The organism is Halomonas shantousis, from assembly GCF_054654615.1.
The window spans coordinates 1950981-1969537 of sequence record NZ_BAAIER010000002.1 but is presented as its reverse complement, the minus strand read 5'-3'; the positions used below and the strand labels follow the sequence as shown (position 1 = coordinate 1969537).

The window sequence follows — 18557 nt, the reverse complement described above, 5'->3', positions numbered from 1 at the left end:
ATGTGGGACTTAAGTAGAATACCGCCTCAATATTTATCATGACTGCTGAGGGAGACATCTATGAACGAGGCTTCGACACCCGAGCCGGCAAAGCCCTCCCTTGCCTCGCGCATCGGCCTTTGGCTGGGCCCAGCCTGGGTACTCATCACGATACTGCTGCCTGCCCCCGCCGGGATGTCCGATCCCGCCTGGGCTTGTGTGGGTCTGTCGCTCTTGATGGCCACTTGGTGGGCTACCGAAGCCATCCCCATTCCGGCCACTTCACTGGTTCCCATCGTGCTGGTACCCGCCCTCGGCATCGGAGAACTTGGCCCCACTACCGCTAGTTATGCCAACCCGATCATCTTTCTTTTTCTGGGCGGATTCTTGCTGGGTATCGGCATGCAGCGCTGGAATCTCCATCGCCGTATTGCCCTGAGAGTGCTGCAGACCGTTGGTCAGCAGCCCAAGCGTCAGATAGCGGGGTTCATGATTGCCACCGGCTTTCTCAGCATGTGGGTCTCGAATACGGCCACCAGTATCATGATGCTGCCGATCGGCATGTCGGTCATCAGTCTGCTCGGTGACAACGACGAGAAGGAAATGGCTCGCTACTCCACCGCTCTGCTGCTGGCTATTGCCTACGCCGCCAGTATCGGTGGCATTGCCACTCTTATCGGTACACCGCCCAACGCCCTGCTGGCCGGCTACCTCTCCGACACCCAGGGCATCGATCTCGGATTCGCTCAGTGGATGATCGTGGGTCTTCCCGTCAGTATCGGCATGATGATCATCACATGGTGGTGGCTGACACGAGGCGGTTTCAAGCTGAATGCCGCCGAAGACAGTGGGCAGATGATCCGCAACGAGCTCGGTAAGCTAGGCGCCATGACATCGGCAGAGCGGCGCGTCGGTCTGGTATTCCTTCTGGCGGCCATTGCGTGGATATTCCGCCCCATGCTCAACCAGGCGGGAATCGGCTGGCTGTCGGATACGGTTGTCGCCTTGATTGCAGGTATCGCCCTGTTCCTGCTGCCTAGCGGAACTCAGGCCAACACGCGTCTGCTCGACTGGGACGATGCCCAGAAACTGCCCTGGGGTGTCCTGCTGCTGTTCGGTGGCGGCCTGGCACTGGCTGGTGTCATCAAGAGTTCCGGATTGGCGGAGTGGATCGCCGGCCAACTGTCCATGTTCGGAGCCTTGCCATTGTTGCTGCTGGTCGGCATCGTGGTCCTGGTCATCATTTTCCTGACCGAGGTCACCTCCAACACTGCCACGGCAGCCGCCTTTCTGCCGCTGCTTGGTGCACTGGCCCTGTCGCTGGACATGAACCCTCTCTTGATCACGGCTCCAGCCGCAATAGCGGCCAGTTGCGCCTTCATGATGCCAGTGGCCACGCCCCCCAATGCCATCGTCTTTGCCACGGGGCATATGAAAATCCAGTCGATGATTCGTGCCGGCCTGTTCCTCAATATTGCGGGGACGATATTCGTCACGCTAGTGACGGTTGCCTTGATCGAACTGGTCTGGATGTAGCGCCTGATTTTCTGTCGCTGAAAGATAACGGGGCCAACAGGCCCCGTTTTGCGTTGTAGAGCTGCATCCGCTACCTGCCCCTTTCTGATGGGCAGCGATAACACCGTCGGTGAATGGCCCGCTACACCGGGGTGGCCCGCTTCCCATACCTGGCCACGCCAGCAGTGCTCTCATCACTCTCAGTCGTCGCACTTCGCCATATGCCTAGCGTCAGTGCCAATACCAGACATGCCGCACCAGCGGTATGCGCCAGAGCCAGCCCCAGCGGCAGCCATAACAGAACATTGACGACTCCGATTGTGGCTTGAGCTGTGTAAGCCAATAATAAGATAACGGTATATTTTCTCAGCGTACCGTGATGCCGATAGCGCCATACCAACAGGATAATCCCGATCCCCAGCCACAAGGCTCCAAGCCGGTGGGCCACGTGAATGGCCGTACGTGCCTCGGCGTGCAGTTTTCCATGCAGGTAGTTAGGGCCAATGGTCTGGGTCAGATGAAAGCCTTCGCTCCAGTCCATGGCTGGCCACAATTGCGTATTGCAGGTCGGGAACCCCTGACATGCCAGCCCGGCGTAATTGCTCGAAGTCCACCCGCCCAAGGCTATCTGCAGTATCAGTAAGCCAGCTACGATGCACCACAAGATGCCAGGACGATGCATGCTTTGCGGCGGCGATCCACGGCCCTGCTGGCGAAGCCGCAAATGTAGCCACAGGCACATGGTCATGATACTCAGCCCACCCAGCAGGTGCAGCATCACGATCTGGGGCCAGAGCCGGAGAGTGACGGTAAATGCGCCGAAAGCCCCCTGCAAAAAGATCAGCAACATCAGTATCAACGTGGCCCGCCAGGGATAATCGGGCTCATGGCGTTGCTTCCAGCCGAGGGCGACCAGGGACAGCACCAGCATACCGAGCACGAAAGCCACGTATCGATGCAGCATTTCCGCCCAGGCCTTGATAGGCTCCAGCGGGACACCGGAGGCATGCAGCGCTGCCGTGTCCGCATCGGGCACTACCAGACGTCCATAACAACCCGGCCAGTCGGGACATCCCAATCCTGCATCCAGCAATCTCGTGCCGGCACCCAACAAGATAACCACGAGGGCCAACACCACGCTTGCCAGGCTAATAATCTTTGCCCAACGCAGCGCTATGACATTGCTTCCGCCTTTGCGATAGAGAGGCCTCGAAATGTCAGCGCCCAGGCCATATCCAACGAAACGGGATTCGGAATTCTGGAAGTCTCCTTTCACGGCGATATCCTTGCGGTTACGTTCGCGTCCTTGCCCCCTAACATTAATCTCTAGTCATGGACGGTCCGGAACGCAACCCCACCTGAAGCCCAAATCTCCTTCTAAAACGGCTTTGCCCGTAACGAGCCGCGAATCATGCAAATAAAGGTAGCGGCAGAAGCGCCGTCGAATACCCCGGCCATCCGGCCTGGCGAATCAAAAACCGAGGAGTCTGACCAGTGGCGGTAGCAGGAAAGCCGTCAGCAGGCCCGTCAGTCCCATGGAGAGCCCCGCAAAAGCACCGGCCAACGCGCCAATAGAGGTAAAGCTGTACGCCGTGCCGAAACCATGCGCCGCAAGCCCCATGGTGAATCCCTGTACACTGGGATCGCGAATTTTCATGATGCGAAAGATGAGCGGTGCCAAGGCACAGCCGACAGTTCCCGTCAGCAGTACCAGTCCCGCAGCCAATGATGGTATTCCGCCCAGCTTCTCCGCAATTCCCATGGCAATGGGAGATGTGACCGACTTGGGCGCCAGCGACATTATGGTTTCCGTTCTGGCTCCTAACAGCATGGCGATCCCCACGGTAGACGCCACGGCGGTCACGATGCCCGTCACACAGGCGACGATGATGGGTAACAACATGCGTCTGACGCGATCCAGATGATCATATAGAGGGATCGCCAGAGCGACCGTTGCCGGCCCCAACAGGAAATGAATGAACTGGGCTCCTTCGAAGTAGGTGGCGTAGTCCGTATCCGTTGCTAGCAGAAATGCAATGAGCAAGGAAATGGCTACCAACACCGGATGCAGGAAGGGTGTCCCACCCGCCCATCTGTTGACACGAGTGCCGATGATGAAAGCCACCAGCGTGGCAAGCAAATGCAGCAGCGGGCTGGCAGCAAGATATACCCAAAGCTGATCGAGTGAGGCGACATTCATCAGTTCTCGTCCCCCGGCTGGCGGCAGCTTTCCCCGGCATGTTTCTGGTTGAGCCAGTCCATAACCTTAGCCGTGACCGCCATCGTGATGGCAGTGGAACCTATCAGCGTGACGACAAGCGTCCAGAAATCGGCCCGTATCAGATCAAAGTGCACCATCATACCGACCCCTGCCGGCACGAAGAGCAATGTCAGGTAACGCAGCAATCCCTCCCCTGTATATCTGAGTCCTTCGGGGACACGGCCATTGATCATCAGCGTTACAAGTAGTAGCAACATGCCAACGACTGGTCCGGGTACCGACAGGTCCAAGGCGAGTACTAACGACTCCCCGACAAACTGGCATCCTAGAATGATGCTCATACCGATAATGAGTGGCATCTCCCGCTCCTCAAGCGAAACCCACGAGCATTCTATATGCTTTCGTCTAACGAAGGGGGACGAGGATCGACAGAGCAATGCATCGTGGCTTGGCGCTTGCGTGACAAGAGAGGCCGGCATTCAGCTGACGCTGCCCTACCGCAATCTAGCAAGCAATTGAAAAAAAACACAAACGGGGCTTTGCTTTTCCAAGCATGGCAGGTAATATACGCAGCGTTCCACGGGGCAAGGCGAAATATGCTGGCGTGGAAACAGTAAAACGGAGCGTGGCGCAGCTTGGTAGCGCGCTGCAATGGGGTTGCAGAGGTCGCAGGTTCGAATCCTGTCGCTCCGACCAGAATAGTTAGTAAAAACCGCCACTTACGGATCATGCCGAGTGGCGGTTTTTTGTTGCTCTCAAGAAATTCCCCCAAAACTCTACATATAGCAACCTTAGGACCATCCTCCTCTCGCAACGCTGCCAGTCCTGCGCCGGCACCGAGTAGCATGGACTGGCGTCCGGTTTGCCCCATTTATGCCCCACGCCACGTGTGCTCTGATACTCTCAGTAGATCTTGCAACAACTGATTAGGCAGGGAATGGATGGAGAGCCGCACCGATACCAAGCACACGATAATCCGCGTTGCCGTAGCTATCGTCTCAGCACTGCTCATCACGCTGGCTTTTTATTTTTTCCTATCGGAGCGTATGGCAGGTGGAGCCTTTGTCAGCATGCTGACGCTTGGCCTGGGCCTGGCTGGCATAGCCCTGGTATGGAACAGGGTTGAGCAGTTCACGTTGTTCGGAAGCGAGATTAAGCTTAGAAATTTGACCAAGGATGCCGAGAATATGCTTTCAAGCCTTGGTGAGAGCAGAATCGCTTTGTATCGAATCGCACTACGCCTCGTTAAGCGGGAGTCGGGAGAATACGATAACCTTTTCGATGCTCGTGACGGACGAAGCGCTGACGCTATTGATCTGCTCAGGGAGATTGAGAAAGCCAAACTGATAGAAGAATTAGCACCTGAAATCATCTCAGCACTCGATGTCATCATCGGTAAGGCCCACGCCAAGCTGCTTGAGGCACCGATATTCGCCAAGCAAGAAGAGGTACCCAGCTCTGACGAAATGGTCAGGCTCTATAAAGAGCGCCCGGTGACTGGTGACTCCAGTACTGCACGTCAGGAATCCTCCATGGATGGCAACCTTGCTGTAGCCGTCGAGCAACTGCGAGTGATGCTTGAGTACCGTCGCAAAGCATCCTCTGCCCTTCCAGACAACGAAAGCTAGACACCGTCCTACACTGAGGCACAATCGCGCTCCGCTCTCTATCCGGAACGTGCCATATGCGCTTTATCCTCGCCGCTCTGCTTTGCATCCTCATCGTTCCGCCAGCTTGCCTTCAACCAGGCCGAGGGAGACCTGATGAATCTGGTGTCGAGTATCGGTGAAGCCAATGGGGACCACATCAACATGCGATATAGAATGGTCGCCAGTGTCGATACGTTCCAGTATGGCCAGTGCCAATCTAAGATGAGTTTCAGCGAGCGGCGATTCGAGCCCCGGCCCGGGATACGCGGCGACATAGCCCGGACGTACTGGTATATACGCGACACCTACGACGTTTCGATCAGCCGCCAGCAGCAGCAACTATCCGAAGCCTGGGCGGTTGCCGATCCGGTCAACGATTGGGAGCGCTTGCACAATCGCCGTATTGCCGCAATACAGGGCCACGGCAACCCCTACATCGAGACAGACGCCACGCCGGCGCCAATGCCCACCCCAGCGGCGAACGATCCGGTTATCGCCCCGGCCGCCAGCGGCACATCTGTATGCGGAACGAAGAAAACCTGCGGCGCCATGACGAGCTGCGCGGAGGCGCATTTCTATCTCGAGCAGTGCGGTATCAGGCGGCTCGATGGTGACGGCGATGGCGTCCCCTGCGAGTCGATATGCAGCCGTTGAGAGGAGAAGCCACAAAAGGAAAGCCGAGGAGCCGCTTGCCCCTCGGACTCACTGCTGTTGGCGATCAGTTCGTCTGAACCTGCTGCAGCTGCTGTAGGCTCTCCTCTGCCCCGTTCAGGAACAGCGTCGTTTCCGCAAACAGCTGGGGAGCGTGCTTTTCCAAGTTGAGGAAATGCGTCCCTTCGCCTACAACGACATAGCGTTTCACCTCTGAACCTAGCGCCTCATACAATCCGCGGGCATCCGGATCGGTTGCCGTTGGATCGTCATCGCCACGAATCACCAGAGTGGGTACGGTAATCTGCGAGGCGTCATAGATTGGCCGAGCGTTGAAGATCTCCCACAGATCAACGAGCACACCGTTCGGTGCTTTGACAACTTCGGCGTTCTCTCCCGGCTCCATGTTGAGCATCTCGTTAAACCAGCTATCGAATACCTCCTGGTTTCGCCAATCCTGCGGGTTTTCTGTCGGAATCTGTTTGGCCCAGCGCTCGTCAGCTTGCTGATGGTTCACTTCCCGATAGGCACCCACGTCCGAGAGCTGATCGGGGGCCTCCTTGTCAGCCAGCATGCTGGTCCAGTTCTCATTTTCATAGCTATAGACCGGGGCGAACAGCACCAGCCGATCCACCTTGTCACCGTTCTGGGCTGTATACATACCGCTGGTGACCGTGCCCCAAGACCATCCGACCAGGTTGACCTTATCCACCCCGGTGCGTTCACGTATGAAGTCGACCACGCCATCAATGTCATGAATGACAGTTTCGGCTCGGGCAAAGGGCTCATTCTCTTCAGCGGGCTGCTGCATTACCTCCGGGCGCGTTGAGTTACCGTACCCCCGTTGATCAAGGTAATACGTGGCGTAGCCGGCCTCGGCCGTATGATCCATCCAGCTCTTGCCATCCTCCAGATCCATGTCGAAAGAAATCCCCGGATAGGTAGCGCCATGAACGAAGAGCACCGCCTCCTTCAACTCAGTCGGCGACTTCCCTTCGGGGAGTCTCTCTCTGACATAGATCTCGATATTGTCATCCGTCGGGCTGGTGACGTGATGCTCGTTCATCGTCGTTTCCGCCAGCAATGGCGAAGAGACCAGTAGAGCGGCAACCGAGCTAAAGCTGATGCTTGTTCTGAGTAAGTGCGGCATAGGCGGACTCCGTGCTTGTTTTTATATAACGCTGCTCTGCATGTTGCAGCATAGACGGAGCTCATGAGCCCACCGTAAGACATTTGTCATGCAGGTGTGGGCCAGGGAAATCTCAACGGTTCTTGCCTCTCGCTTTTAACACTTCGATTACTGCATAAAAAACAGCTATCACGCAAGGGAACGAATCTATAACAACGAAACATTAGGCACAAAAACCGCTCGCGGCGACAATGACTCAGATAATTAAGACGTTAGGCAGCGCCCATTGTTATCTACCACAACATATCGCCAAGATACCTAGTAAACATTAAACAACCAGTCAGCTAAGTTGATGCTGTAAGCGTATTTTTTTGCTAAACAGAGCCCAGCGCAACAAAATATGGCTAATCTGATCATGGGGTTCACTAATAAATATTAGTAATCTTGAGCATCTCCCATGGCACTATCGGAACAAGCCAAGAGCGTACAAGGGCTTTATCTCTCTATGCTGGGCCGTGCAGCAGACCCGTCAGGATATGATTATTGGACGAATGAATTACAGAACAGCAATATTGACAACCTCATCGCCTCGTTTTCTTCCTCGGAAGAATTCCAAGAGTATACAGGCGGTCTCTCTGCGGAAGAGACGGTTCAGGCCATGTACCAGTCTCTTTTCGATAGAGAGGCGGACACAGGAGGCAGGGAGTACTGGACGGGGCGCCTTGAGAGCGGCGAGATTACGATTGGGCAGCTCGCAACGACCATGATGGACTCGGCGAGCGAGAAAGACCAGGAAGCACTAAACGCCAAGCTGGCTATCTCGGATTACTACACGGAAAACGTCACACAAGAGGAGTTCGATCCCGACAAGGAACTCACCTACCAGAACCTTCATTCAAACGAGGAACTCTATGCGGAATTACAGCGCCTGAATGAAGACTATGACACGCTGAACCTCGAACAAGTTGGCTCATCCATAGGGGGCAATCCTCTCTATACCGCCGTTGTCGGCAATGGACCGCAGACGCTTATGTTGGTCACCCAACAGCACGGGGGCGAGCCATTAGGCACCGAGGCGGCGCTGCAGCTGCTGGAATATCTTGCAGGTGATAGCGCAGAGGCCCAAGCTCTGCGAGATGAAGTTACCCTTGTCGTCATGCCCCGGGTCAATCCGGATGGCTTTGCTCGCTGGCAGGAGCAAGCGGCAGGAGGCCAGGATATTCTGGATCCCAGGCTGAATGAGGCGGAGGTGGACCTTAATCGAACCTATGACCCTGAGGCAGATTACAGCGAGGTTCAAGCCCCAGAATCAGATGCTGTCAAACAGGTCATTGCTCGGTATCAGCCGGATCTGATGGTCGATTACCACAACCAGAATAACTATCGAAACGACGATGGCTCGCTGGATACGACATCGGTGCTCTGGGCCACCAACGAAGATGCCTCTACTGAGGTTATGGAAGCCGGAATGCGTGCCGCTGTTGCCATTTCCAGCGCCTTGGAAGATTACGAGCATGACCAGCTGACTATTTACCCAGGCAGCGACAATCCCGCGATTGGCAGAAATGGTCTGGGTATAGAAGGAACCCCGACGCTACTCATCGAGCAACGGGGCTTGCAAGAGATGGATCAGGTTGCCCAGGGGCTCGAGATCGATTACAGCGCCCTTGCCAGTGCACTGACTCTTGAAGGGATTATTGGTCTGACAGGGATCATAGATGCCATGGCTAGTGGCACATTCGATGACCTCAATCCCTTGCTGGCCCTTGAGATACCGGCACGCTCAGAAGGCATCGACTATGCGGACGTATATACCGATGACCAGTTCGAGCCCGTACTAGGCGTTCAGCCAGGAGAGTTCATTCTCACCTAATAGCCTGCACAACGAGCCCGCATAATGCTGGCTCGCTTCTTCTGCCAGGCAGTGCCAACCGACAGGCACAAAAACCGCTCGAGACGGCTGCGGTGTGAGCGGACCTGGATGCAGTGCTGTCCCTGAACGCAGAGCAAGCCCGGAACCCAGTATGAGCACTATCATGAAAGAACTTGTGGCGGTACCCCCAGCACCGCTGTGAAGCTGAGACAGAGTGCATCAGAGAGGCAGCCTAAAGCAAGAAAACCGGTCCCTCGCGGGGCCGGTAAATCAGGTGCAACATGAGGCACGAGCCCCAGCAGCGTTATTGTGAAATCGACCAAGGCTCGCAGCAGGCGAGTGTGAGCAGGAGGCCCGGCCCAGCGCCATGTGGATAGCAACGATGCCGTCGGTCTTGTTCTCTGGATTTTCCTTGCGCGGATAGATGTTCTCCTTGGCATCGACTTTGGCCACGACTTTATTTTTCATCCATATCAGCGCCGGGCCACAGGAATGACGCCAGCGCTTGGACGTCACGGCCGCTTTCATCTCGCGCATCGGCGGGCTCATGTTCTTCGGGGGAAGAACCCTCGATTTCCAGCTAGGTAGGCACGTCTATAAGTAGTAAGAGAGAATGATCCCAAAGAATAACGACACTGAGAGCAGCGTCAGTATCCAGAATACCTTCCCGCGCCTGGCTGTAAGGCTTACGATCATCGCGATCAGGGCATCAATAGCGCGCATGATGAACCATAGGACTTCCTGCATCTGATCCTGCCCGGTTCGACTGAAAGATGGATCGCTAGTTTATGCAGCTTGATCGATAGGATCATCCCGCTGCGTGCTTAATGCGCACCGGTCTGGATCGATCATTGCCGGGCCTTAGGCCATCCGGCCGCGCCCTGTCCACGGCCGAAATCCTTTCATGAAAAGGTATGGTCAGCCTGGCTTTTGCAACGCGAATCTACGACATTGACAAAGTGGGCTTGTGCCAACGTATCCGGGCTCTTGATGGGCACGCATCACTGGCGCCCGGCCCTTGATGAGAAGCCGCGACTGTCCGACCTCAAAAAGCCCACAGCATCGTAGTGCTGTTTTATGGTCAGTTTCTCGGACAGGCAGTGAGCCGTTTGTCGTCATCGCGATCCTACGCTGCAAAACCCTTTAGGCGGGGCCACTCTCTCAGGCGAGCGTCGCACCCGACGTGGGCGAACTCACCTCCGTTGACCAGATCGCCCAATCGATCGTTGCGCTGGTGCTGCCGCTGCATCACCGCGCGATAGTGCGAGGCATCGCCCGCCGCCCCGACAATCACGCTAGTCATAATCGGCCCAATGCCCCGTATCGCCATCAACCGTCGAGCGGAATCATCGTGACGCGTGTGCTGCTCGATCGACCGGTAATCTTTTCGCACTGCGCGTGGTAATGCGCCTGGAGACGATGCGCGAGCGTCACGAAGACAGCGGACAAATCCTCCAGGTACGTACCGAGGCAGCGGATCGCCGACGCCAGCCTTTTTAAAGATGCTAGAGAGGCGAATCAGAACGCATCCTTAAGCGCCGTTGTTGAGACTTTGCTTCAAAGCATATGCCTATATAAGATACTCCAAACAACGTGAGCAAGCCGGATTTCCCGAGCACATGGTGAACCGTCATACGGTCTTCATGGAGAATGTTACGAGTACGGAACGAGAGAGAACTCAGCCCGGGCCTTCTCTTTCCTGTGGTATTGCATGTTCTTCATGGATATTTTTTCACTACCGAAGAGGATTGACCCGAAAACTTGCCAGAATCCGTGGCTGCACACCCCCGTGGTCTGGGCGGCGCCCCGGGGAAGGACCCGCGATTTTGCGTCATGACGGTGTGTCCCCCGATAGACCCTCGTCGGGCGGTCAATGAAGGTAGGCCACGCTAGGCTCTCATATGGCAAGGTTATCGCTATCCCATCCACAAACAGCTAACCTCGCCATTTAGAAAACACCGTTCTAAAATGGTATCCATACAAATGGCAGAGAGACAATGATGAGAACACTCATTTACGCCATCACGGTCCTAAGCATCATTATGTCCGGGTGTGCGTCTCCTCGAACGTCTGATTACAGCCAGCATCTACTCGAAGAAGAACAGCAGCGATTAACGCTGCAAGCGGACAGGACAGAGGCGAGAAATGACGATGCTCTAAATCGAGAGTGTCAAGGCAAACCAAGGTACTCAAACTCTCTAAGAAGCAGGGTCACTACATACTCTCTTTTGGCAGCAGCCATTGCTGTCTCTCCCACTGGCTACACCAATCCCGATAATGAGCAGACAATTACCCCGGGCTTGCCAATACAAGGTGCCTGCGCTCGGTAGGCCGGCATCGAAGTAACTCGCCTAACTCTCTTATTGCATAGAAGCTACTCTTCTCCGCTGACATCGTTACGCATGATTTCAGCCGTGGCCGCCCGATCAGCTGCTATCGACCACAGGGAATGGCAGCCAACACCGGCTGCCATTTTTGTCAGCGGCTCATGCCAAGGCTTTAAAGAGGCATTGTATTGGCCACGCATTTATATATACGAAGTACCTTATGAAGTTACTGGGCCAGCCTCAACCAGCATCAATGAGTTTCGAAGATGTTGCTATCAAAAGCCTTCTAATTAGCATACTCATAAGTATATTAGTGGCACAAGCAGCACATACGTAAGCGTTAAGATCAATCTTGAGCAAAGTCCTTAGCTTCCTTCCAGCCCAAAAAGTTTCGCAATATTACTTTTTTACAACATGAAACCGCATTTATTATTTTGAACATCCCGCCTTTCTTTTCTATCTTGAATTAACGCTTAAATATTAAAGCGTTAATCATACAAGCCATAAATTTCAATCGGTTAGGGAGCAGTCGTTATGGTTCCCTTTCGTTTTCAGCAGCCTAGGAGGTAAGCATGAAACGCAATTAGATTAATGGTATTGGTGGAACTCTCGTTGCATTTTCTCTGCTGAGTGCCGGAAGTGCATTCGCGCAGGAAAATAATTTCAATGATTGGGACTCTGATGGTGACGGCGTCGTCAATTTTGAAGAGTGGGATGCCGGTTTTGATAACGGGGGCGTTTTTGAAGACTGGGATGCAAATAGTGACGGCATGCTTGACGACAGTGAGTTTAGCGAAGGTGTCTATAACTCCTACGATCAGGACGGCGATGGTGATCTGGCCGAAGATGAATTTGGCGATTTCGGAGATGATGCCGGCGATCAAGGTATCTGGGACGTCTAATTCTTTTTTTCGGGCTAGAGTACATTATAAAGCGGGGGGTAACCTCCCGCTTTTTTATCGCTTATTACCGGTGATGATACAAAGCGTTTAAGCTGCCTCACAGATTTTCACTCGTTCGTTCCAATATCATTGTGCATGATTTCCACGGCCGCCGCCTGATCGGCATTCGCCCCACGGCGCACCATTTAGCTTGCGCAGCAGCGTCGATTCCCTGAATGCGCTAGCCCCAGCGTTGCAGACGAAAGACGCCAGCACAGCCTCGCGCTGCGGGGTCGCCCAGCGCCCGTCTCAACCGCGTGAGGATCACCAACTGCGAATCGCACACCTCCGCCAGCTCATGCGGCCCACCGTGAGAATGAGATCCGCTCACTGGGCTCCCGTCTGCTCGAACTCAAGGGCGTGCCGATCAGTGACATCCAGGTACTGATGGGACACGCAGACGAAGAAATGACCCAGCCTTACCTTGATGGTAATGGTGCTCGTTGGCAACAAATCAAGGGCAACATCTACGATATGGGCGCTCTACTGGCAGCCCCAAGCCCAGCTATAACTCTTTGATATGCTAGCTGTTACATGCTGTCAGGGTTCGCAATGCCGGTTTCTGTCAGCACCAGTATATTGGCCTCGCTAGTAACACGAATTATATTGCATGGCCGTTGAGTAAGCGCGCCTGCAGCGAGCGGAGTAAAGCATAGCGCTACCACACTTGCCGCCCCTTGAAGGAAAGCCCGACGATCCATAGTCAGCTGCCTCCTATTCACACTGTATTGGTCGTTACTCTTCATTATGATGCTCTTTATATATGAGCGGTATAGAACTTTAGCCGCCATAGCTCTATTGGATTCGGAATGCAGTAGCCGATAACTTTTTTCGGTTCCCCGTGACATTCCTAACGCTCAAACCGTTTTTCTTGTCGACTGCGACAACAACACCTTTAATTGCATCGGTTATTGGCACCACATAGCCGGCATCTCCTGAACGACTCACCATATACATTGCTTGCGACTGACCGCCTATATAGGAACCCAGCGTTACTGCCAACAGATAAAGAGAAGCTTCATTGGGCATGTCCAAATCGAGGACCACACTCCCGTCCGACACATATTCGGTGGTATCGGACCGTGTATAAAATTTATGTGCTTTTATATCTCCGCCGACTTCCAAAGCATTATGAATTTTCTCAGGCTCAATGACATGCTGCCCTGCAAAGTCATATTTTGATTCACCAATGTCATTAACGCCAAACCTGATCTGCCTGCGATCGTTGCCATCATTGCGAACAATATCCATGCAATTTTTAATCGTATTGCCGTAAATGGATATATTTCTGCTCCAGAATGTTCTAAAAAAACCAGCGACCCCCGAGACAGTGTTAGCAGTAACGGTGATATCCCTTGCTACAAAAGCATAAATGAAATAGCACTTCTTGAACGGTGTAAAATCTGGCGTCAAATACACCGAGTTCCCTGTAATCGTTGCAACAGCATATGCGCGACCACCATCTACCGTTCCGTCCCCTCCCAAGTTAAAAACGGCATAATGGGTTGGGTTTATTATAACGTTACCTGATGCAGTCAGCCCACGCGAGCCAATCAAATTATCAGGACTTTTCCCATGATTAAGATCTGCATGGCCATGAAATAACAGACCACCACCGTAAACGGTGTTTCCATAAAAAGATACCCCAATACAATTAAAAAGATCGAAAAAATTATGAGGAGTATCACCATTTGAAGCATCTGCCGTATTATTGGCTATGATGATATTGGTTGTTTTTGTAATCTGGCAATATTCGTAATTCCTTACTTCCGTATATACATAGTTCGCCACAAACCGAACATTAGCGGAACCACGGCCTACAACGGGAACTGTATCGAACCCACCGCCGTTGAGGCGAAAGACATAGCCATTGCCATACCCCATAAAGCGGCAATACATTATCGTGGTGTTGTGACTGTGATGGATATGAAAACTCTTCGGAGCCTGCCCTGTCGTCCTCTTATCTGACGCGACAGACACATTATGGATAGAAGCACTATTTATCGATGTCTGTGCATCGGAACCGGGGTGTATCCCAAAGGTCGTAATGTTCTTTCCAAAAACACCTGCGGCGGTAAAACCCATAAATTCACATTGGTTTACCTCAAGGTAATCCATGCAACCACTAGCATGAACGCACCGGGTGGAAAATGAATCGTCAAGATTGATAAACCGAATCCCTGAAAGAGACAGCCGTCTCTTCAGCTTGCTGTAATTCTCCCCTTGCATAGGAAAACTGAATTGAGTATGAGCGGTTAAAGCCTGATCTTTGGTTAAATCTTTAACTTCCCATCCTGAACAATAGACATTACATGAACCCGCATTTCCGCGGATGTTGACATCACAATCCTCCAAAGCATTGATAGTCTTTCCTGAAAGGAAATAATTTCCGCTCCCCAAGTCAAGCGGCAGACCTAGCTGCTGTGAAGCCCGAAGCGCTCTTTCAAACATTTGCGTGCAATCTTTATCGGCATCATGCCGATCATTACTAAACTCGATGTCAACCGATGTTATAAAATCCTTGATATGTACAGCATTGTCATTCTTGGCCCCATTGCCAGTTACTAATTCTACAGCTATTAGTTCGTCTCCTCCTCGGGCGAAGAGAGCAATGGCTTTATTGGCTTTATTATATTGCCAAGCATCGTCATTGACAGACAAATAATCATCATCACGCTTTATTTTTAATGAAAATCCGATTCTTGTTGGATCGATGTCATCCCCAACCAAGTCTGCCAGGGCGACAATATTCTCACCTGCCAGAAGAGGCTTGGGCAGGTAAGCTATCCTGGCAGGTTCCTGCATTGCTACACGACGAGCAATCTCGGCAAGCGTCACTTGATCCGGCTTGGGAAGATGATGGGTACCCTGCGCCACTACCCGCAACGTCCCTATATCTTCGGCATCAAAAAACTTGACCGGAACGATATAGTCACGCCCTGCAGAAGAGACATGCAAATCATATAGACCATTCGGCGCAGCAAACTGGATTTGTCCGTTGTCATCGGCGGTAAATGGATTGGTTAAAGCATTACCGTTACGATCATGTAGGTCCACAGCCAGCTGCATGGTATCCGTTAAATAGACATGAGCCTTCGCACCGGGGACTACATTTCCTTTCTCATCTTGTGCAAAGAAGGTCTTTAACTCCATACTCTCCTCAAAGCGAAGTCAGCATGCTGCTAAAACATGAACCGTACCAACCAAGCATGGTTCCCAAGACTAACAAGTAACTGTTTACCTTTGAATTTAGCCAAGCTTGGAACTCCAGGTATCGGCAGCCTTCACCAGTTGGTCATGGACGTGCTCGAAAGCTTCACGACTTTTGCGGTAGGGGTCGGGAATCTCGATGCCCTTTCCTCCTTGACCAAGCCAACGTCCAAATAACAACGTCTTTCCAATGGCTGAAGGCAGAATTTTGCCGATAGCGTGCCGCTGGCCCTCACTCATCACCAGGATCACGTCGGCTTGTTGTATCATCTCTGCAGTAACTTGCCGAGCTTGATGCTGCCCAACTTCTACTCCTTCAGCCTCAAGCAAGGCTTTCGCTGTAGGCTCGATGTCTTGGCCCACGAGTGCACCGAGCCCCGCTGACTCTATAGAAAGATGGGGCAAGCGAGTCTTGAGTAGATTTTGTGCTACAGGACTACGACAAATGTTTCCTGTGCAAACGATGAGTATATTTGAAAATTTCATGATCGATCTAATAAATATACGTTAGAGCTACAAATATTCATAAGCGAACCGCGTGATGTAGACGAATCATGGTTACAACATTAATATAAACTTCACACAATGCAATGTTTTTCCCATTCAATATCTTCCTGTTTAAAAAAAACATGCTTTTTCTATAGAAAATTTAAGTTAAAATAAATATGGAATTAATTTTTTCATACCAAGCATCGTAAAACTGACTGCATAATTCATCCTGAAGGCTGCAAGGCGTACGCTAGAAGCGTTAAGTTTCCGTAAAATCGGCGAACGATGTTCGGCCGGGGCGCGTAGTCAAGGTAAAAATTAGCGATAAAGCGGACTGAGCCGTATTCGCGGTTTATAGAGGGTAAATGAGCATTGTGATCGGACTCGCGTCCGAGCTGGTTTTAATTCTGCATGAGTGAGCGCAGGCATTTTTCAGACAGAACGCAGGGCATCCTTCCGAGCCCTATAACATCAAAGTTTATGATATGCAAGTCAATGAGACAAGCTAACGATAGCGGAGCTATGCTAACAACACCCTGACGGCTCACTACGCTCAGCTTTCACGAATGACTCTTCATGATTTTCGCCAAATTCGCTCTGGACGATACGTTGGTGATAAAAAATTTTCTCTTCCTCCTCTTCCTCTAGCACTCCTATAAAAGCCCAAACTAGCTTTAAATAAAGAAAACTCAAGTAGAACATGCAAAAGTACCTATAAGTGTCAAAAGTCGAATTGGCCCGTCGGCGCAGCAACTCTGTTGACAGTACTGTCTTGTTCTTACGGTTTTCTTAAAGAGCATGGTGAGGGCTCTCTGAATGGCGAGGCGCGTAGCCAAGACAAAATTAGCGTTAGCGACAAACAGACCGGGCTCGAATTCGGATTTACGAAGGGTAAATGAGCATTGTGATCGGACCCGCGCCGAGATGATTTTTAACGCTGCATGGCGAGTGCAGGCATTTTCAGTCAGTACATAGGCAGTAGAAGGCACTGATACCGTGCGACTACTGCCCTGCATCCTGCCGTATAGGTTTCAAGGCTTTCGTCCAAACAGGCTAAGCTGCCGCTCAGTTAGCCTGCTGGAGCTTGCGACGATTGAATTCTTCTACGAAAGCATCCATGAGGGCCGCATCATAGGTTTGCAGGCCACTTACGATTAGCGTCTTGGACCCCCTGCCGACGACCCTGCCTTGGGATTTCATGCGAAATTCCAGTAACGCCTCTCCCCGCCGCCCCTGACTGTGGAATCGGGAGTCAGCAAACTCTACCTGCAGTTCGGCGATATCCAGTGTCTCCAGCATGAAATCCATGCGGTCATAGATGACCAGCGGACGCTGAGGGTTAAACATGACCCCATGTTCTTCCATCAAGGGTTTGAGATAGTGAGGAAAGTTTCGTCCCGAAAAAGCGATGTAGCGACGTATAAAGGATTCAACGGTGAGCGTATCCTGTATGATTTCACCTTCACGCTCGACATGCAGAAACTTCTTGCCTGAATCATCGGACACGCTGAGATGGTTGTCGGCATGCTCGTGAATGCTTAGCGAAGCGCCATCACCCACCATGCCACAGAAATGGAACGACATGTGCTGGGAAAGACCATGGCGAGCCAGCACCAACGCAAATAGCAGATCTCCCGGCACGCAAAAGCGTCGAGCCCCCGGATCGTGGATAGGGTTGTAATCATCCGCCATGCATTTGGCAAAGCGACTGGCCTGCTCTGCGGTGATAGCAATCCGCTCACCAGTTCGAGTATGAAAATTATCGAGAAACATGCAATGTCCTGATGCCTGACGGGCCTAAGTATAGCGGCCAAGGATGATCTTGTTGACTTGATATGACATGAGCCATGCGTTCTATCATCCTGCGCCGCCGAGGCCAAGCGTTTTCGCACGATGCGCCATTTCAACCGGCCGCCTGCGTCAGCATCATGACTTTACAAAAATCGCAAGTGTCATAACACCGCATAGACGCGAAAGGCATCCAGGAGACAGGCCACAACCGTCGATCAGAATTAATGTCTGAACGATGCCATGATGAATGTTAAACAGCTTACCGGGCTTGTAGCAGGATGGATATGGAGAGAGGATTGGCTACCACTTAGAAATTAAGCCATGGCTCCGATTGCACGACAGCACTGGTACTATCTCGCTGGAGAACGACATGCAGGTTACTTGTTACAGAAGAATTATAGAAGAAGACGACACTAGAAGAAGCAACGCAATCAAATAAAGCGGAGCAAAAACCAGCCGAGCATGCGCCCCGCTTGTCACACAAAACTGATTCTACAATGAGGCCATATATTCAGCCTCATGGTGATATTTATTCATCATGGGGTTTGCTGACTAGCAGTGACCAGCATCATTCCGCTTCACCGATGCCCTTCGTGACATCCGACATATCCCCATACTCCTTGTCTGGCATGTTTCGGATTACCTCAAGCACATCCTTCTCGGCACCGTTATCCTTGGCATGCTTTTCGAGATCCGTTCTGGAAGCTGGAAAGTCCACTCCTTTCAGATGGTGAGTGATATTGGCAGGCGAGTGACCTCCGAGACCGCGCGTCATGATTCGC

Annotated in this window: 16 protein-coding genes and 1 tRNA gene; 7 read left to right on the top strand and 10 right to left on the bottom strand. The window is 52.4% G+C overall.

Annotation, left to right across the window (positions count from 1 at the left end; all coding sequences use genetic code 11):
• Positions 1-60: 60 nt before the first annotated feature.
• On the top strand, positions 61-1515 hold the full coding sequence (locus ACYQ12_RS09445; protein ID WP_459870662.1) for an SLC13 family permease: 1455 nt from the start codon (positions 61-63) through the stop codon (positions 1513-1515).
• A gap of 121 nt (positions 1516-1636) precedes the next feature.
• Here ACYQ12_RS09445 and ACYQ12_RS09440 read toward each other — a convergent pair whose 3' ends face one another.
• From ACYQ12_RS09440 to ACYQ12_RS09430, 3 genes are all read right to left on the bottom strand, one after another.
• Positions 1637-2770, bottom strand: a complete 1134-nt coding sequence (locus ACYQ12_RS09440) for a COX15/CtaA family protein (RefSeq protein WP_459870659.1) — start codon at positions 2768-2770, stop codon at positions 1637-1639.
• Positions 2771-2965: 195 nt separating this feature from the next.
• Positions 2966-3694, bottom strand: a complete 729-nt coding sequence (locus tag ACYQ12_RS09435; RefSeq protein ID WP_459870657.1) for an LrgB family protein — start codon at positions 3692-3694, stop codon at positions 2966-2968.
• Complete coding sequence (locus ACYQ12_RS09430; protein WP_459870654.1) at positions 3694-4074, bottom strand: CidA/LrgA family protein; 381 nt, start codon at positions 4072-4074, stop codon at positions 3694-3696. The genes ACYQ12_RS09435 and ACYQ12_RS09430 overlap by 1 nt, the downstream gene beginning before the upstream one ends.
• Positions 4075-4334: 260 nt before the next feature.
• On the opposite strand from ACYQ12_RS09430, the gene ACYQ12_RS09425 reads away from it, so the two are divergent.
• The 3 genes from ACYQ12_RS09425 to ACYQ12_RS09415 all read left to right on the top strand — a co-directional run bounded on the left by ACYQ12_RS09425 (position 4335) and on the right by ACYQ12_RS09415 (position 6018).
• Positions 4335-4411 (top strand) — tRNA-Pro (locus ACYQ12_RS09425).
• Positions 4412-4656: 245 nt separating this feature from the next.
• The gene (locus ACYQ12_RS09420) at positions 4657-5343 is read left to right on the top strand and encodes a hypothetical protein (RefSeq protein ID WP_459870651.1); all 687 of its coding nucleotides are present in this window, start codon (positions 4657-4659) and stop codon (positions 5341-5343) included.
• 54 nt (positions 5344-5397) lie between these two features.
• Positions 5398-6018: an endonuclease gene (locus ACYQ12_RS09415; protein ID WP_459874494.1), complete on the top strand. Its 621-nt coding sequence runs from the start codon at positions 5398-5400 to the stop codon at positions 6016-6018.
• A gap of 64 nt (positions 6019-6082) precedes the next feature.
• Here ACYQ12_RS09415 and ACYQ12_RS09410 read toward each other — a convergent pair whose 3' ends face one another.
• Positions 6083-7165 carry an alpha/beta hydrolase gene (locus ACYQ12_RS09410; RefSeq protein WP_459870648.1) on the bottom strand — a complete coding sequence of 361 codons (1083 nt, stop codon included), beginning with the start codon at positions 7163-7165 and terminating at the stop codon, positions 6083-6085.
• A 436-nt stretch (positions 7166-7601) separates the two neighbouring features.
• On the opposite strand from ACYQ12_RS09410, the gene ACYQ12_RS09405 reads away from it, so the two are divergent.
• The gene (locus ACYQ12_RS09405; RefSeq protein WP_459870645.1) at positions 7602-9017 is read left to right on the top strand and encodes a DUF4214 domain-containing protein; all 1416 of its coding nucleotides are present in this window, start codon (positions 7602-7604) and stop codon (positions 9015-9017) included.
• 270 nt (positions 9018-9287) lie between these two features.
• On the opposite strand, the gene ACYQ12_RS09400 is transcribed toward ACYQ12_RS09405, so the two are convergent.
• Positions 9288-9566, bottom strand: coding sequence for a terminase TerL endonuclease subunit (locus ACYQ12_RS09400; RefSeq protein ID WP_459870643.1), 279 nt, complete (start codon positions 9564-9566; stop codon positions 9288-9290).
• Positions 9567-10200: 634 nt separating this feature from the next.
• On the opposite strand from ACYQ12_RS09400, the gene ACYQ12_RS09395 reads away from it, so the two are divergent.
• Both ACYQ12_RS09395 and ACYQ12_RS09390 read left to right on the top strand, forming a co-directional pair.
• A complete protein-coding gene (locus ACYQ12_RS09395; protein ID WP_459870640.1) occupies positions 10201-10422 on the top strand; it encodes a hypothetical protein in 222 nt (73 codons plus the stop codon).
• Between the two features lie 1692 nt (positions 10423-12114).
• Complete coding sequence (locus tag ACYQ12_RS09390; protein WP_459870638.1) at positions 12115-12246, top strand: hypothetical protein; 132 nt, start codon at positions 12115-12117, stop codon at positions 12244-12246.
• Positions 12247-12372: 126 nt separating this feature from the next.
• On the opposite strand, the gene ACYQ12_RS09385 is transcribed toward ACYQ12_RS09390, so the two are convergent.
• From ACYQ12_RS09385 to ACYQ12_RS09365, 5 genes are all read right to left on the bottom strand, one after another.
• Positions 12373-12501, bottom strand: a complete 129-nt coding sequence (locus ACYQ12_RS09385) for a hypothetical protein (protein ID WP_459870635.1) — start codon at positions 12499-12501, stop codon at positions 12373-12375.
• 579 nt (positions 12502-13080) lie between these two features.
• The gene (locus ACYQ12_RS09380; protein ID WP_459870633.1) at positions 13081-15438 is read right to left on the bottom strand and encodes a hypothetical protein; all 2358 of its coding nucleotides are present in this window, start codon (positions 15436-15438) and stop codon (positions 13081-13083) included.
• A gap of 96 nt (positions 15439-15534) precedes the next feature.
• Complete coding sequence (locus tag ACYQ12_RS09375; RefSeq protein ID WP_459870631.1) at positions 15535-15981, bottom strand: low molecular weight protein-tyrosine-phosphatase; 447 nt, start codon at positions 15979-15981, stop codon at positions 15535-15537.
• A gap of 1068 nt (positions 15982-17049) precedes the next feature.
• A complete protein-coding gene (locus tag ACYQ12_RS09370) occupies positions 17050-17757 on the bottom strand; it encodes a DUF3581 family protein (RefSeq protein WP_459870629.1) in 708 nt (235 codons plus the stop codon).
• Positions 17758-18343: 586 nt separating this feature from the next.
• Entirely contained in the window at positions 18344-18550 is a 207-nt protein-coding gene (locus ACYQ12_RS09365) for a DUF2795 domain-containing protein (RefSeq protein ID WP_459870626.1), read from the bottom strand.
• Positions 18551-18557 lie beyond the last annotated feature (7 nt).

Bases quoted from the DNA above. Each gene is read 5' to 3' on its own strand.
- ACYQ12_RS09420 (WP_459870651.1), top strand. From the start codon at position 4,657: ATGGAGAGCCGCACCGATACCAAGCACACGATAATCCGCGTTGCCGTA.
- ACYQ12_RS09435 (WP_459870657.1), bottom strand. From the start codon at position 3,694: ATGAATGTCGCCTCACTCGATCAGCTTTGGGTATATCTTGCTGCCAGC.
- ACYQ12_RS09410 (WP_459870648.1), bottom strand. From the start codon at position 7,165: ATGCCGCACTTACTCAGAACAAGCATCAGCTTTAGCTCGGTTGCCGCT.
- ACYQ12_RS09390 (WP_459870638.1), top strand. From the start codon at position 12,115: ATGCTTGACGACAGTGAGTTTAGCGAAGGTGTCTATAACTCCTACGAT.
- ACYQ12_RS09445 (WP_459870662.1), top strand. From the start codon at position 61: ATGAACGAGGCTTCGACACCCGAGCCGGCAAAGCCCTCCCTTGCCTCG.
- ACYQ12_RS09365 (WP_459870626.1), bottom strand. From the start codon at position 18,550: ATGACGCGCGGTCTCGGAGGTCACTCGCCTGCCAATATCACTCACCAT.
- ACYQ12_RS09375 (WP_459870631.1), bottom strand. From the start codon at position 15,981: ATGAAATTTTCAAATATACTCATCGTTTGCACAGGAAACATTTGTCGT.
- ACYQ12_RS09400 (WP_459870643.1), bottom strand. From the start codon at position 9,566: ATGAGCCCGCCGATGCGCGAGATGAAAGCGGCCGTGACGTCCAAGCGC.
- ACYQ12_RS09370 (WP_459870629.1), bottom strand. From the start codon at position 17,757: ATGTTTCTCGATAATTTTCATACTCGAACTGGTGAGCGGATTGCTATC.
- ACYQ12_RS09380 (WP_459870633.1), bottom strand. From the start codon at position 15,438: ATGGAGTTAAAGACCTTCTTTGCACAAGATGAGAAAGGAAATGTAGTC.
- ACYQ12_RS09430 (WP_459870654.1), bottom strand. From the start codon at position 4,074: ATGCCACTCATTATCGGTATGAGCATCATTCTAGGATGCCAGTTTGTC.
- ACYQ12_RS09405 (WP_459870645.1), top strand. From the start codon at position 7,602: ATGGCACTATCGGAACAAGCCAAGAGCGTACAAGGGCTTTATCTCTCT.